Here is a 13,938-nt window from a genome sequence, read left to right on the forward strand (position 1 = left end):
CATGGCTCACGCTGCTACTACTCACGCCCATGGTCATGGTCACGGTCATGATCACGACAGCACCAAAACCACGCTGGGCTTCTGGATCTACCTGATGAGCGACTGCCTCATCTTCGCGACGCTCTTCGCCACGTTCGGCGTGCTCGCGAATGCGACGGCAGGCGGTCCGGGCGCGAGGGAACTATTCGAACTGCCCTACGTGCTGGGCGAAACGCTGCTGCTGCTTGCGAGCAGCGTCACGTTCGGCATGGCCATGCTGAATCTCTACGCGCAGCGGCGCGGCCAGGTGATCGTGTGGCTCGCCATCACGTTCCTGTTCGGCGCGGGCTTCGTCGCGATGGAGGTGAACGAGTTCGCCAAGCTCATCGCCGATGGGGCGGGGCCCGGCACGAGCGCGTACCTTTCGGCGTACTTCACGCTGGTCGGCACGCACGGCCTGCACGTCACGGCGGGTCTGTTGTGGATCGCGATCATGATGCACCAGACCTTCAAGTTCGGTCTGACCGGCACGGTCCGCCGCCGTCTCGCCTGCCTGAGCCTCTTCTGGCACTTTCTCGATCTCGTGTGGATCTGTGTATTTACGTTCGTTTACCTGCGGGGTTTCCTGTGAGCCAGTCCCATGCCATTCATCACGCCGTGCATGATGCGTCGCACGGCAGCTTCAAGGGCTACATGATCGGCACGGTGCTCTCGCTCGTGCTGACACTCGCGTCGTTCGGCGTGGTGATGTTTCGAGTCGTTTCGCCGGGCTTCGGGCTTGCGGCCATCGTCGTGCTGTGCATCGCGCAACTCGTCGTGCAACTCGTGTATTTCCTGCATATCGGCGCGTCGCGCAGCCAGCGCGCCAACACGGCCATTTTTGTCTGCACGGCGTTTCTGATCGCGGTGATCGTCGGGCTTTCGCTGTGGGTCATGCACAACGCGAACGTCAACATGATGCCCACGCAGATCTCGATCGACCGCGCCATGGCGCACGACTGACGCGTTACGTTGCGTCCCTCAATACATGCGCGCCGGGCATCTTGGGCACAGTGCATGCGCTATACGAAGCGTCGCGACACATCGTCGCTTTTACGTGGAGTGTGACCATGAACAAGGACCAGGTGAAGGGCACGGCTGAAAAGATGAAGGGCAAGGTCAATGAGGCCGTGGGCCGCGCAACCGACAACCCGGCGCGCGAAGTGAAGGGGGACCTCCAGCAGGAAGCTGGCCAGGCACGCAAGAACGTGGGTGACATGAAGGAGGCCGCAAAGGATATGGCGAAGGACGTGAAGCGCCATCACTGATAAACGATGGCTAACCCAGAGCGCCGCCGCCTCGAAAGGGGCGGCGGCGTCATGCTGTCCGCATGTGGCGCGCCCGGCGCTCAGGCCGGCGGGTTCAGCACCGCGAAGGTCGCGTTGGCTTTGAGCACGCAGCGCTCGTCCACCATCAGGCGGCAGGTGGCAAAGCGCAGACGCGCCCCCATTTTGTCGAGCGCCACGTGCGCTTCCAGCCAGTCGCCGGGACGCACGGAACCGAGGTAATCGAGGCCCAGATGCGCCGTGACCGCCGGGCGTTCGCGTCCCGCCGCGCGTATCATGGCCGCGCCAATGGCCGTGTCGGCGAGCGTGGCCAGCATGCCGCCGTGCGCGATATCCAGATTGTTCAAATGGCGCTCGCCCACGCGCGTGCCGATCACGCCGCGGGCTTCGTCGAAGTAAAGCGTGCCGAACTGGCCCATATAGCCCGTGCGGAACGGCAACGCCACGAAGCCGGGCGGCGGGACGTCGCCGTCGCTTTCGACGGTGGCGTTCGCAACGTTAAGCGGGATGTCATTCACGGGTAGGCGATCGTTCATTGTCCGGGTTCCACAATCAGGGAATCAGCCCTTTCGCGCGGCCGATGGCGACGGCCTGGGTACGATTGCCCGCGCCGAGCTTGGCGTTGATCTTGCGAAGATGCGACTTGACCGTCAGTTCGGAGACGAACAGCTTCTCCGCGATCACGCGGTTGCGGTGGCCCGCCGAAAGCATGCGCAGCACGTCCAGCTCGCGCGCGGTGAGCGCGTCGGCGGGAGAGTCTGCGGCGTAGGGCGAGAGATCGGCGGCGCCCGCCGCTGAGTCCGCCATGCGCGCGTGGGCGGGCGCCACGCCGTCCAGCAACTGCGCGACGAACGCGGGCACCACGCCAAGCGAGCCGATCTGCGTGGGGCCACGCTCGGCCCACGCGCCCAGCAGGCGCATGAGCGCTTCGCCTTCGTCGAGGAACGCGCGCACGAAGCCTTCGTGGCTCGCCATGCGCAGCGCTTCCGTGAGCGTGTCGAAGGCCGCGGTGCGCTCGCCGTTGCCGTCGAGCGCGAGTGCGAGCAAGACGCGCAACTTCAGCGCGCGCCAATGGCGCCGCCGCGCGCTCGCCTGCGCGAGGGCTTCGCTCAGCGCCGCGCACGCCGTGGCGTAGCGTCCTTGCGCGATATCGAGGCGGCAGCGCGCGATCACCGGTTCGTCGATCTCGCTCGCATGATAGGAGACCCCCGGGCGCGCCCAGTCCGCGTGCAGCGTGGCCGCGCGCAGCGCCTGCTCGGCGGCGTCGAAGCGGCCTTCGAGCGTGGCGACGCGCGTGCGTTCGAGCCATGCGGCACTCACGGCGCGGTCCGATTCGACTGCCCGGCCCAGCTGTTCGAGTTCGGCGAGCAGGCGCAACCACTGCTCGACATTGCCCTCGATGAGCGCCGCGCGCGCCGAAAGCACATGCGTGGCGATCAGCCCGTCGGTCACGCCCACGCGCTTGGCGCGCGGCAGCGCGTCGGCGAGCAGATGCGTCATTTCGTCGAGCGCGTTTTTCTCGTAGAGCGCGAGCGAGCGCACACCGTCCACGCTGGTGCGGCCGCCGCCCGAGTCCACGGTGCGGTTCGCCGTGGCGTTGGCCGCCGAAATTTCGAGCCGCGCCAGCGCCGTGCCAAGCCGCCCCTGCACTAGATCGATGATCCCTTCGATGGTTTCCGACATCGTGCGCATCACGACATAGGGATGATCATGCGTGCGCCGCAACGCACGCGAGAGCACCCCGCGCGCCTCGTCGTAGCGATCGGTGCAGACGTAGCTGAACGCGAGCGAATTCGTGAGGCTGTAGAACGAGAAGTTCGCACGGTCGGGCAGCCGGTCGAGCAGGGCGGCGCTCGTTTGCGCGCATGCCTCGACCTGATCGGTGATCGCGAGCAGCACGCCGCGAATCGCTTCGGCCACGAGGGCGACGCTATCCTGGTTGGGCTGCCCGAGGCTGCCCTCGACAATGCTCTGCGTCGTGCGCATGGCGTCCGCATAGCGGTGGTTCAGGAGCAGCACCCATGCATAGGTGAGGCCGACGTCGGGCCGCGTGGCGAGCCGCGCGGCGCCGATGCGGTCGAGCCAGCGCATCAACAGGCGCAGCCGGCCGCTGCCGAGCAACGCCCGCGAATGGCTCGCGATTTCGGCTAGCGCGCCGGCTTCGTCGCCCGCGTCGAGCAGATGGTCGATGGCGGGCACGGGGCGTTGCGCGTCGAGATACCAGCGCGCGGCCGCGCCGTGCACCTCGCGTTCACGTTCCGGCTGCGCCCCACGCAGCCGATGCTGCAGGAAGCTCGCGAACAGCCGGTGATAGCGGTACCAGCTGCGCTCGCCGTCGAGCGGCACGAGAAAGAGATTGGCGCGCTCCAGATAGTCCAGCATCTCGCGGCTGTCGTTGCGTCCGGTGGCGGCGTCGCAAAGCGCGGCGCAGAACTGCGGCAGCGCGCTCGTCTCCAGCAGGAACGAGCGGCATGCTTCGGATTGCCGGGCGAGGATGTCCTCGGCGAGATATTCCGCGAGTTCGAGGTTCGTGCCCGAAAACGAGGCGACGAAGGCCGCATGGTCGGTACGCGTGCGCAGCGAGAGCGTGGCCAGATAAATGGCCGTGGCCCAGCCTTCGGTGCAGCGATGCAGCGTGGCGATGTCGGCGTCGCGCAGCGGCAGCGCGCATTTCTCGCGGATGAACGCGCTCGCCTCCGCGAGCGTGAAGCGCAGTGCGGCGGGATTGATGTCGAGCAGCTCGCCGCGCGCGCGGATGCGCCCGATGCCGAGTTCGGGCGTCACGCGCGAGGCGGCCACGAGCGGGTTGCCAGGCGGCAGGGCGGCGATCAGGTCCTGCATGAAGGCGAGCACGCTGGGGCTCTGGACCGACTCGAAGTCGTCGAGCAGGATGGCGAGCGGCTTGCCGTGCGCCGCCACGCGCTCGATCAGGCTCGACGCGAACGTGTCCGGGTCGAGCGTGAGCGCGCGCGGCGTGCGTGTGCCTGGCAACGCGGCGTCGAGATGCAGCAGGAAGCGCCCGAAGTCGTTGTCGGCGGCGTCGAGGCGCAGCCACGCCACCTCGCGGCGATGGCCGCGGCAGTGCGCGGCGTATTGCTGCAGGAGCGTGGTCTTGCCGAAGCCCGCCGATGCGCGGATCAGCACGAGCCGCGCCGTGTGGGCGCCTGCAATTGTCTCGATCAGTTGCGTGCGCAACAGATGTGTCGGGCTGTCTGCGGGCGGCGTCAGCTTCGACGCGACGATCCCGCGGGGAGGATTCTGATGGCCGCTTGCGGCGTGGGCATCGACGATGTTCACAGGCGCTGTTTCCTTCTGCGGCGCGCGCGGCGGCGCGCCCTTCGGGTCCGCGGGCCGCGCGGGTCAGGCGGCGGCGGACCTGTCTCACTCGGGTCGTTGTTGCTGGGGCGAGGGGTCGCGCCCTGTTTTTACGTTGCTGGTGCAACCGTGGGGCTATTGTTCCACAGCGGCTGGCCGGCGTCGTACTCCTTTCGAACGATTCGCCTGTGCGTCCTAAAATCCTCCCTTCGGCTCAGGACAGCAGGCCGGCGCGCGCCTAAAGTGACATCGACTTCACGGCATCCGCGCCACGATCGACCAACCGACGATCAAGCGGCGCAGCCGGAACGACACAAGGAAGCCCGGAGACACCATGTACCTCACACAAGGCCTGCATCGCTGCGTGCAGCAACACCCGGCGGAAGTCGCGATCCGCTTCGGCGAGCGCACGCGAACTTTCGCGCAGCTGGGCGACCGCGTGGCGCGGCTAGCCGGCGCGCTCCAGTCGCTCGGCATGGGCGCGGGCGACCGCGTGGGCATGCTCGCGCTCAATTCCGACCGCTACCTCGAATACATGCTCGGCGTGTGGTGGGGCGGCGGCGTGCTCAACCCCGTGAATATCCGCTGGAGCGTGCCCGAGATCGTCTATTCGCTCGACGACTGCGATACGCGCATCCTGCTGGTGGACGACCACTTCCTGCCGCTCGCCGGGGACATCGCGGCGAGCGCGGCGCATCGCCCGACGCTCGTCTACACCGGCGAGCGCGAGGCACCGTCCGGCATGCTCGCTTACGAGGCGCTGATCGCCGAAGCGCAGCCGGTGGCAGACGTGTTTCGCGGCGGCAACGATCTCGCGACCATCATGTACACGGGCGGCACGACGGGCCGGCCCAAGGGTGTGATGCAGTCGCACCTGAACCTGTGGTCTTCGGCGACTTCGCGCATGGCGGAGTTCCGCGGCTACGCGCACGCCGTTTCGCTGCATGCGGCGCCGCTTTTCCACACGGCGGCGATGGCGCGCGCCGTGGGCCATTTCGTGGCCGGCGACACGCACGTGGTGGTGCCCACGTTCGAGCCGCGCGCGGTGCTCGAAGCGATCGAGCGCGACCGCGTGGACGAGGTCCTGCTCGTGCCGACCATGCTGCAGGCCGTGCTGGAGCACCCCGACTTCAAGCGGCGCGATCTTTCTTCGCTCAGGCGCATCTATTACGGCGCGTCGCCGATCGCCGCGGGCGTGCTCGACGCCGCGCTCGCCGCGCTGCCCGGCATCGCATTCTTTCACGCTTACGGTCTCACGGAGGCGTCGCCGGTGGTGTCGGTCAATCCGCCCGCGAATCACGGCCCCGAAGGGCGTGCGAGCGGCCTTTACCGCTCGGCCGGGCGTGCGGGCTACGGCGTGACCGTCAAGATCGTCGATGCCGAAGGCGTGGAAGTGCCGCGCAATACCGTGGGCGAGATCGCCGTGCGCGGCGCGAACGTCATGCTCGGCTACTGGAACAAGCCCGAAGAAACGCGCGAGACGCTGCGCGACGGCTGGCTGCATACCGGCGACGGCGCCTATATGGACGAAAACGGCTACCTCTTCATCGTCGACCGCATGAAGGACATGATCGTGACGGGCGGCGAGAACGTCTATTCCGCCGAAGTCGAGAACGTGCTGTCGCGCCATCCCGCCGTTGCGCAATGCGCCGTGATCGGCGTTCCCGATGCGCGCTGGGGCGAAGCCGTGCACGCCGTGGTGGTCGCGCGCAGCGGCAGCGACGTGGACGAAGCCGCGCTGCGCGAGCACTGCCGCCAGTTCATCGCCGGCTACAAGTGCCCGAAGAGCATCGAGTTCCGCGAGGCGCTGCCGCTTTCGGCCGCCGGCAAGATTCTCAAGCGCGATCTGCGCGCGCCGTACTGGCAGAGCCAGTCAAGACAGGTGGGCTGATCCGCAGGGGTGGGCATCGTCATCGTTAACTTGCAATCTCACTTAATCAGGTATCCAAAATGAGCAACAAGGTTGTGGTAGCCGGCGTCGGCATGATTCCGTTCACCAAGCCCGGCGCGAGCGACGACTACGCCACGATGGGCGCCAATGCCGCGAAGGCGGCGCTCGCCGATGCGCGCATCGACTACGCGCTCGTCGAGCAGGCTTATGTCGGCTACGTGTTCGGCGATTCGACCTCCGGGCAGGCCGCCATCTACGGCGTGGGCCTCACCGGCATTCCGGTCGTGAACGTCAACAACAATTGCGCGACCGGCTCCACCGCGCTCTTCCTCGCGCGCCAGGCCGTGGAAAGCGGGGCCGTGGAATGCGCGATCGCGCTCGGCTTCGAGCAGATGGTGCCCGGCGCGCTCAAGGGCGCGTACACCGACCGTCCCACGCCGATGGAGCGCTTCGTCAAGACCATGCTCGAGGTGCAGGGTTTCGACGAAACCGCGCCACGCGCGGCGCAATTCTTCGGCGGTGGCGGCCGTGCCTACATGAAGGAATACGACATCAAGCCGGAAACGTTCGGGCGTATTTCCGTGAAAGCGCGCCAGCACGCCGCGCGCAACCCCTTCGCCGTGTTTCGCAACACCGTGACGCTCGAAGAGGTGATGGCTTCTCCCGCCGTCTTCGATCCGCTCACGCGCTTGCAGTGCTGCCCGCCCACCTGCGGCGCGGCGGCGGCGATCGTGTGCTCGGAAGCGTTCGCGAAGAAGCACGGACTCGACACGCGCGTGGTCATCAAGGCCCAGGCGATGACGACGGACCGCAACAGCACGTTTGACGAAGGCGACATGCGCAAGGTAGTGGGCTACGACATGACGCGCGCGGCGGCGCTACAGGTGTATGAAAAGGCGGGCGTCGGCCCCGAAGACATTCAGGTCGTCGAACTGCACGACTGCTTCACGGCGAACGAACTGATCACCTACGAAGGGCTCGGCCTCACGCCCGAGGGCACGGCCGAGAAGTTCATTCTCGACGGCGACAACACCTATGGCGGCCGCGTCGTCACGAACCCCTCGGGCGGCCTGCTTTCGAAAGGCCATCCGCTGGGCGCGACGGGTCTTGCGCAATGCACCGAACTCGTGTGGCAACTGCGCGGAACGGCGCAGGACCGCCAGGTCGCCGGCGCGCGCTTCGGCCTCCAGCACAACCTCGGACTCGGCGGCGCGTGCGTGGTCACGCTCTACGAGCGCCAGTAACGCGAGGCTCGACGATGATCGACAAAAGCCATATCGGTGCACTGATCTCGCGCCACACGGCGCTCGTCGAGGCGGGTCGCCTGCGCTTCTTCGCGAAGGCGACCGGCCAGACGGACCGCCGTTACCTCGACGACGAGGCCGCGAGAGAAGCCGGCTATCCCGCGCTGCCCGTGCCGCCCACGTTCCTGTTCTGCCTCGAAATGGAATCGCCCAATCCGCGCGCGACCGTCGAGCGTCTGAATATCGACATCGCCCGCGTGCTGCACGGCGAACAGCGTTTCCGCTATCACAGCATGGCGTTTGCGGGCGAACGCCTCGCATTCGAAACGCGCATCGCGGACATCTACGGCAAGAAGGGCGGCGCACTGGAATTCGTCGTGCGCGAAACGCGTGTGACGAACGCACAAGACGACGCGCCCGTTGCAGACCTGCGCAGCGTGATCGTCGTGCGCAACGGTTGATAGAAAAGCAGAAGCAGGAGCCAACATGCAATCGATTCGTTTGAACGACCTGGCCGTAGGCAGCGCGTTGCCGCAGTTCGTCGCCGCGCCGCTCACGCGCCTCACGCTCGCGCTTTACGCGGGCGCTTCCGGCGACCACAACCCGATTCACGTCGATCTGGACTTCGCGCGCCGCGCCGGCATGCCCGACGTGTTCGCGCACGGCATGCTGTCCATGGCATATCTCGGGCGGCTGCTCACGAACTGGGTGCCACAGCAGGCCATCCGCGAGTTCTCGGTGCGCTTCGCGGCGATTACGCAGGTGGGCGACGCCATTACCTGCAGCGGCGTCGTCACCGAGCGTGACGAGACGGCACGCACCGTCAAAGTCGCGCTCACCACGCGCGACGCACAAGGCGAAATCAAGCTGTCAGGCGAAGCGCTCGTCGCGCTCGACGCCTGAACGATCCATCACACACACGGAGTAGACAGAAGATGAGCAAGCTGGTTGGCAAGGTCGCCATCGTATCGGGGTCGGGCCGCGGCATTGGCCGTGAAATTGCACTGAAGCTCGCGGGCGAAGGCGCGGCTGTCGTCGTGAACGATCTGGACGCCGAACCCGCGCAAAGCGTGGTGGCCGAGATCGTCGCCGCGGGCGGCAAGGCCGTGGCGTGCACGGGCAGCGTGACGGACGCGGACTTCGGCACGCGCTTCGTCGGCGCGGCGCTCAAGGAATTCGGACGCCTCGACATCATCGTCAACAACGCGGGCTACACGTGGGACAACGTGATCCAGAAGATGAGCGACGAGCAGTGGAACGCCATCATGGACGTGCACGTGAGCGCGCCGTTCCGCATCCTGCGCGCCGCCGCCGACTACTTCCGCGAAAGCGCCAAGGCCGAAGCCGATGCGGGTCAGGAAGTGTTCCGCAAAGTCGTGAACATCTCGTCCGTTTCAGGTGTGATGGGCAACGCGGGCCAGGCGAACTATTCGGCCGCGAAAGCCGCGATCAACGGCCTCACGAAGGCGCTCGCGAAAGAGTGGGGCCGCTACAAGGTCAACGTGAACAGCGTGGCGTTCGGCCTCATCAAGACGCGCCTCACCGAGGCGGTGGCGGGCGAGGGCAATAGCTCGACCATCGACATCGCGGGCCAGGCAATCAAGGTGGGCGTCAACGCGCAGCTCATGAAGAGCATCGAGGCGATGATTCCCATTGGCCGCGGCGGCACGCCGGAAGAAGCCGCGGGCGCGGTGTATCTCATGTGCATTCCCGAATCGAACTACGTGACGGGACAGGTGCTGGTGGTCGGCGGCGGCCGTCCGTAATACGTGGCTCACAAAGAAGGAGTCGAACATGGCTGAATACCGCAGTCCGTGGATCACGGACGATCTCGTGCTGTTCCAGGATTCGATCCGCAAGTTCATCGAGCGCGAACTCGTGCCACACGAGGAGCGCTGGTGGAAGCAGCAGCATGTGGATCGCGAGGTGTGGCGCAAGGCCGGCGAGTTCGGCATGCTCTGCGCGAGCATTCCCGAGGAATACGGCGGCGGTGGCGGCACCTTCGCGCACGAGGCCATCATCGCGCTCGAGCAGTCGCGCGCGATGGTGTCGAGCCTCGGCACGAACGTGCATAGCGGCATCGTCGCGCATTACATCCTGCGCTACGGCACCGAGGAGCAAAAGCGCAGGTGGCTGCCGAAAATGGCGAGCGGCGAGCGCGTGGCGGCGATCGCGATGTCCGAGCCGGGCGCGGGATCGGACCTCAAGAGCATCAAGACGCGTGCGGTACGTGACGGCGATCACTATGTCATCAACGGTTCGAAGACCTTTATTTCGAACGGCTTGCTCGCCGACCTGATCTGCGTGGTCGTCAAGACGGACCCGGCGCAGGGCGCGAAAGGCGTGTCGATCGTCGTCGTGGAAACCGACGATCTGCCTGGCTTCCGGCGCGGACGCGTACTCGAGAAGATGGGGCAGAAGGGCCAGGACACCGCCGAGCTGTTTTTTGACGACGTGCGCGTGCCGTGCGCAAACCTGCTTGGCACGGAAGAGGGCAAGGGCTTCTATCAACTGATGCAGCAGTTGCCGCAGGAACGCATGATCATCGCGCTCGGCGCGCTGAGCGCGATGGAAAAGGCGCTGGATGTCACCACGGCCTACGTGCGCGAGCGCAAGGTGTTCGGCATGAGCCTGCTGGACATGCAGAACACGCGTTTCAAGCTCGCCGAATGCAAGACTCACGCGACCATTGCGCGAACCTTCATCGACGACTGCATGGCGAAGGTGCTGCGCGGCGAGCTCGACGGCGAGACGGCCGCCATGGCGAAATGGTGGTGCACGCAACGCAGCTGCGAAATCATCGACGAATGCCTGCAGCTGCATGGCGGCTACGGCTACATGATGGAGTATCCGATCGCGCGGCTCTACGTGAATGCGCGCGTGAGCAAGATCTTCGGCGGCTCCAACGAGATCATGAAGGAACTGATCGCCCGTACGTTGTAACGTCGCTACTTGGGAGCACCAGATGGATTTGCGTTATACCGAAGCGGAACAGGCGTTCCGCGAAGAAGTGCGGGCGTTCGTGCGGGAGAACCTGCCTGGCGATATCCGCGAGAAAGTGCTCGCGCACCAGCGGGTGGAGAAGGACGATTACGTGCGCTGGCACCGCATCCTCAACGCGCACGGCTGGGGCGCGCCCACGTGGCCCAGGGCATTCGGCGGCACGGGCTGGAACGCGCTGCAGCGCCTGATCTTCGAGATCGAGACGCTCGGCGCGGGCGCGCCGCGCCTGTTGCCGTTCGGCCTCACGATGATCGGCCCGGTGCTCATGAAGTACGCGAGCCCGCAGATGCAGGCGCGTTTTTTGCCGCGCATTCCGAACCTCGACGACTTCTGGTGCCAGGGCTATTCCGAGCCCGGTTCGGGCTCCGACCTCGCCTCGCTGAAAACGCGCGCGGTGCGCAAGGGCGACAAGTACATCGTGAATGGCCAGAAAACGTGGACCACGATGGCGCATTTCGCTGACTGGATTTTCTGTCTCGTTAGAACGGACTCCGAAGCGAAGCCGCAGGAAGGCATTTCGATGCTGCTGATCGATATGAAGTCGCCGGGCGTCACGGTCCGGCCGATCGTCACGCTCGACGGCGGCCACGACGTGAACGAGACATGGTTCGAGGACGTGGAAGTGCCCGTGGAGAATCTCGTGGGCGAGGAGAACCGAGGCTGGACTTACGCGAAGTATCTGCTCGGGCACGAGCGCACGGCCATTGCGGGCATTGGCCATTGCTATCGCGAGTTGCGGCAGTTGAAGCACTACGCGGCACAGGCTGCGGACGGCACGGGCGGCCGCATGCTCGACGACGCGCGCATGCGCGACAAGATCGCTCGCCTCGAAATGAACCTCATGGCGCTGGAAATGCTGCTGCTGCGCGTGGCGACGGCAGATGGCGGACACGGCCCCGGCCCCGAAGCATCGATCGTGAAGATTCGCGGCTCGGAACTGCAGCAGGACATCGCCATGCTTCAGCAGGAAGTGGCCGGACCGCACGGCTGGCCCTACGCGCCGCAATGGCTCGAGCCCGGCGCCCATGCCCCCGTAAGCGGGCCGCAATGGGCGGCGCCTGCTGCGTCCACCTATTTCGACATGCGCAAGACCTCGATTTACGGCGGCGCGACCGAGGTGCAGAAGAACATCATCGCCAAGATGATCATCGGCTTTTAGGACACGCACATGGACTTCACGTATAGCGAAGAGCAGCAAATGCTCGCGGATAGCCTGCGTCGTTTCGTCGAAAGCGAATACACGTTCGCGCAGCGGCGCCGGCGCGCGCGCGAGGGCGCGAGCTTCGATCGCGCGATCTGGACGCGGCTTGCGGAAATGGGCGTGCTCGGCCTCACGGCGCCCGCCGAATACGGCGGGTTCGGCGAAGGCGCGGCGAGCCGGCTCGTGGTGCAGCGCGAACTGGGCCGCGCGCTGGTGCTCGAACCGGTCGTTCCGTGCAGCGTCATGGCAACCGCGATACTCGCGGCCTACGCCAGTGCCGCGCAGCAGGACCGCTGGCTGGGCGCGATCGCCACGGGGCAGCAGGTCGTCGTGCCCGCATTCGCGGAAACCGCGTCGCGCTACCGGCTCGATGCGGTCGCCACACTCGCGACGCCGGTTGGGCGCGGCTACGTGCTCGATGGCGCGAAAGCGCTGGTCTGGCATGGCGAGGCTGCGGATGCGTTCATTGTCAGCGCACGCGTGGGTGACGCCGCCACGGGCGAAATCGCGCTCTTCCTCGTCCCGCGTGAGAGCCGGGGCGTGAGCGTGGCCGGCTATCCGACCATGGACGGCCAGCGCGCCGCCGACGTTTCGTTCGAGGCGGTCGTATTGGGCGCGGAAGCCCTGATCGGCGCGCCCGGCGCTGGCGTGGCCGCGCTCGGGCACGGCGTGGACTACGGGATCGCGGCGCTGTGCGCGGAAGCGGCTGGCGCGATGGAGCGCCTGATCGAGATCACCGGCGAGTATTTGCGCACGCGCCGCCAGTTCGGCCAGCCGCTCGCCGCGTTCCAGGCGCTACAGCATCGCATGGCGGACATGCTCGTGCAGAAGGAACTGGCGCTTTCAATGGCCTACGTCGCCGCGCAAGCGCTGGACGAACCCGATGCGCGCAAGCGCCGCCGCATGCTCGCTGCCGCGAAAGTGACGGTAGCCCAGGCGGGACGCTTCGTTGGCCAGCAGGCGGTGCAACTCCACGGCGGCATGGGCATGACAGACGAGCTGGAAGTGGGCGACTATTTCAAGCGCCTGACGATGTTCGATCCGCTCCTTGGCGACACCGACCATCATCTCGCGAGTTACGTCGAGGCGATGGAAGACTGAGCCCCACGCGCCGCTCCGCATCATGCGGGGCGGTTCTTTTACGGATCTTCGATTTTCCAGAAAATGATCAGGACTACCATTGAAAATGGCGTCGCCACGCTGACGCTCGACAACGCGGAGCGCAAGAACGCCCTGAGCGCTGCGGCGCTCGCCGCGTTTGCGGATGCCATCGAAGCATTGCGCCGCGACGCCACGGTGCGCGCGTTGATCCTGACTGGCGCAGGCAGCGACTTTTGCTCGGGCGGCGACGTGAGCGCGATGCAAGGCCCCGCCGATACGGCCGCCGTGCGCCGCCGCATGATCGAGAGCCAGCGGCCGTGCGCAGTGCTGGCGACGTTCGACAAGCCGGTGATCGCAGCGGTGGATGGCGTGGCGTACGGCGCGGGCTTCAGTATTGCGTTGATGGCCGACTTCATCGTCGCGAGCGAGCGGGCGCGCTTTTGCCTCGCTTTCGCGCGCATGGGCCTCGTGCCCGATCTGGGCGCGTTGCATACGCTGCCGCGCATCATCGGCACGCAACGCACGCGCGACCTCGTCTACTCGGCCCGCGAACTGGCGGCGCGCGAGGCGCAGGCGTTGGGCATCGTGCTGGAGGTGGTGCCAGGCGATGCGCTGTACGCGCGAGCGTACGACCTGGCGCTCGCCATGAGCGCGCAATCGCCGGACGCGTTCGCGATGACCAAGCGTTTGCTCGCGCAGACGTTCGAACGCGACTTCGGCGCACTCCTCGACGCGGAGGCGGGCGCACAGGCCATTGCGTTGACCTCGCCGTATCTGCGCGAGGCGGCGGCGCGCTTTGCGCGCAAGGAAGCACCGTTGTTTCGCTGGCCGCGCAACGATCTCGAAGCCTGAGCGCACGATCGAACGGAGGAGCCGCGG

The 13,938-nt window shown here is 66.4% G+C and carries 14 protein-coding genes; 12 read left to right on the forward strand and 2 right to left on the reverse strand.

The window, feature by feature from the left end; genetic code table 11:
* Position 1: 1 nt before the first annotated feature.
* The 3 genes from cyoC (at position 2) to A3CW_RS0111100 (ending at position 1,286) form a co-directional block, all read left to right on the forward strand.
* Positions 2-610, forward strand: coding sequence for a cytochrome o ubiquinol oxidase subunit III (gene cyoC, locus A3CW_RS0111090; RefSeq protein ID WP_028203628.1), 609 nt, complete (start codon positions 2-4; stop codon positions 608-610).
* The gene (cyoD, locus tag A3CW_RS0111095) at positions 607-981 is read left to right on the forward strand and encodes a cytochrome o ubiquinol oxidase subunit IV (RefSeq protein ID WP_028203629.1); all 375 of its coding nucleotides are present in this window, start codon (positions 607-609) and stop codon (positions 979-981) included. Before cyoC ends, cyoD begins: the two co-directional genes overlap by 4 nt.
* Before the next feature lie 107 nt (positions 982-1,088).
* Complete coding sequence (locus A3CW_RS0111100; RefSeq protein ID WP_028203630.1) at positions 1,089-1,286, forward strand: CsbD family protein; 198 nt, start codon at positions 1,089-1,091, stop codon at positions 1,284-1,286.
* Between the two features lie 80 nt (positions 1,287-1,366).
* Here the strand turns inward: A3CW_RS0111100 and A3CW_RS0111105 are convergent, their stop codons facing one another.
* Positions 1,367-1,840, reverse strand: a complete 474-nt coding sequence (locus A3CW_RS0111105; RefSeq protein WP_051481380.1) for a PaaI family thioesterase — start codon at positions 1,838-1,840, stop codon at positions 1,367-1,369.
* Positions 1,841-1,856: 16 nt separating this feature from the next.
* The gene (locus tag A3CW_RS0111110; protein ID WP_051481381.1) at positions 1,857-4,601 is read right to left on the reverse strand and encodes a LuxR C-terminal-related transcriptional regulator; all 2,745 of its coding nucleotides are present in this window, start codon (positions 4,599-4,601) and stop codon (positions 1,857-1,859) included.
* A 352-nt stretch (positions 4,602-4,953) separates the two neighbouring features.
* On the opposite strand from A3CW_RS0111110, the gene A3CW_RS0111115 reads away from it, so the two are divergent.
* The 9 genes from A3CW_RS0111115 (at position 4,954) to A3CW_RS0111155 (ending at position 13,911) form a co-directional block, all read left to right on the forward strand.
* A complete protein-coding gene (locus A3CW_RS0111115) occupies positions 4,954-6,510 on the forward strand; it encodes a long-chain-fatty-acid--CoA ligase (RefSeq protein ID WP_028203633.1) in 1,557 nt (518 codons plus the stop codon).
* A gap of 59 nt (positions 6,511-6,569) precedes the next feature.
* Positions 6,570-7,754 (forward strand): lipid-transfer protein, encoded by a 1,185-nt coding sequence (locus A3CW_RS0111120; protein WP_028203634.1) that lies wholly within the window; start codon positions 6,570-6,572, stop codon positions 7,752-7,754.
* Between the two features lie 14 nt (positions 7,755-7,768).
* Positions 7,769-8,215: a MaoC family dehydratase N-terminal domain-containing protein gene (locus A3CW_RS0111125; protein WP_028203635.1), complete on the forward strand. Its 447-nt coding sequence runs from the start codon at positions 7,769-7,771 to the stop codon at positions 8,213-8,215.
* Between the two features lie 25 nt (positions 8,216-8,240).
* Positions 8,241-8,657 (forward strand): MaoC family dehydratase, encoded by a 417-nt coding sequence (locus A3CW_RS0111130; protein ID WP_028203636.1) that lies wholly within the window; start codon positions 8,241-8,243, stop codon positions 8,655-8,657.
* 32 nt (positions 8,658-8,689) lie between these two features.
* Entirely contained in the window at positions 8,690-9,520 is an 831-nt protein-coding gene (locus A3CW_RS0111135; protein WP_028203637.1) for an SDR family NAD(P)-dependent oxidoreductase, read from the forward strand.
* Positions 9,521-9,548: 28 nt separating this feature from the next.
* The gene (locus A3CW_RS0111140) at positions 9,549-10,697 is read left to right on the forward strand and encodes an acyl-CoA dehydrogenase family protein (protein WP_028203638.1); all 1,149 of its coding nucleotides are present in this window, start codon (positions 9,549-9,551) and stop codon (positions 10,695-10,697) included.
* A 22-nt stretch (positions 10,698-10,719) separates the two neighbouring features.
* On the forward strand, positions 10,720-11,916 hold the full coding sequence (locus A3CW_RS0111145; RefSeq protein ID WP_028203639.1) for an acyl-CoA dehydrogenase family protein: 1,197 nt from the start codon (positions 10,720-10,722) through the stop codon (positions 11,914-11,916).
* Positions 11,917-11,925: 9 nt separating this feature from the next.
* Positions 11,926-13,059 carry an acyl-CoA dehydrogenase family protein gene (locus A3CW_RS0111150; protein ID WP_028203640.1) on the forward strand — a complete coding sequence of 378 codons (1,134 nt, stop codon included), beginning with the start codon at positions 11,926-11,928 and terminating at the stop codon, positions 13,057-13,059.
* A gap of 63 nt (positions 13,060-13,122) precedes the next feature.
* Positions 13,123-13,911, forward strand: a complete 789-nt coding sequence (locus tag A3CW_RS0111155; protein WP_035512772.1) for an enoyl-CoA hydratase/isomerase family protein — start codon at positions 13,123-13,125, stop codon at positions 13,909-13,911.
* Positions 13,912-13,938: the final 27 nt, after the last annotated feature.

It is taken from the genome of Paraburkholderia nodosa DSM 21604 (assembly GCF_000519185.1).
GTDB classification, from domain to species: Bacteria; Pseudomonadota; Gammaproteobacteria; order Burkholderiales; family Burkholderiaceae; genus Paraburkholderia; species Paraburkholderia nodosa.

What these genes read in the sequence shown, in the direction of transcription:
- cyoC (WP_028203628.1), top strand. Translation starts at nt 2, where the DNA reads ATGGCTCACGCTGCTACTACTCACGCCCATGGTCATGGTCACGGTCAT.
- A3CW_RS0111100 (WP_028203630.1), top strand. Translation starts at nt 1,089, where the DNA reads ATGAACAAGGACCAGGTGAAGGGCACGGCTGAAAAGATGAAGGGCAAG.
- A3CW_RS0111105 (WP_051481380.1), bottom strand. Translation starts at nt 1,840, where the DNA reads ATGAACGATCGCCTACCCGTGAATGACATCCCGCTTAACGTTGCGAAC.
- A3CW_RS0111115 (WP_028203633.1), top strand. Translation starts at nt 4,954, where the DNA reads ATGTACCTCACACAAGGCCTGCATCGCTGCGTGCAGCAACACCCGGCG.
- A3CW_RS0111120 (WP_028203634.1), top strand. Translation starts at nt 6,570, where the DNA reads ATGAGCAACAAGGTTGTGGTAGCCGGCGTCGGCATGATTCCGTTCACC.
- A3CW_RS0111125 (WP_028203635.1), top strand. Translation starts at nt 7,769, where the DNA reads ATGATCGACAAAAGCCATATCGGTGCACTGATCTCGCGCCACACGGCG.
- A3CW_RS0111130 (WP_028203636.1), top strand. Translation starts at nt 8,241, where the DNA reads ATGCAATCGATTCGTTTGAACGACCTGGCCGTAGGCAGCGCGTTGCCG.
- A3CW_RS0111135 (WP_028203637.1), top strand. Translation starts at nt 8,690, where the DNA reads ATGAGCAAGCTGGTTGGCAAGGTCGCCATCGTATCGGGGTCGGGCCGC.
- A3CW_RS0111140 (WP_028203638.1), top strand. Translation starts at nt 9,549, where the DNA reads ATGGCTGAATACCGCAGTCCGTGGATCACGGACGATCTCGTGCTGTTC.
- A3CW_RS0111145 (WP_028203639.1), top strand. Translation starts at nt 10,720, where the DNA reads ATGGATTTGCGTTATACCGAAGCGGAACAGGCGTTCCGCGAAGAAGTG.
- A3CW_RS0111150 (WP_028203640.1), top strand. Translation starts at nt 11,926, where the DNA reads ATGGACTTCACGTATAGCGAAGAGCAGCAAATGCTCGCGGATAGCCTG.
- A3CW_RS0111155 (WP_035512772.1), top strand. Translation starts at nt 13,123, where the DNA reads ATGATCAGGACTACCATTGAAAATGGCGTCGCCACGCTGACGCTCGAC.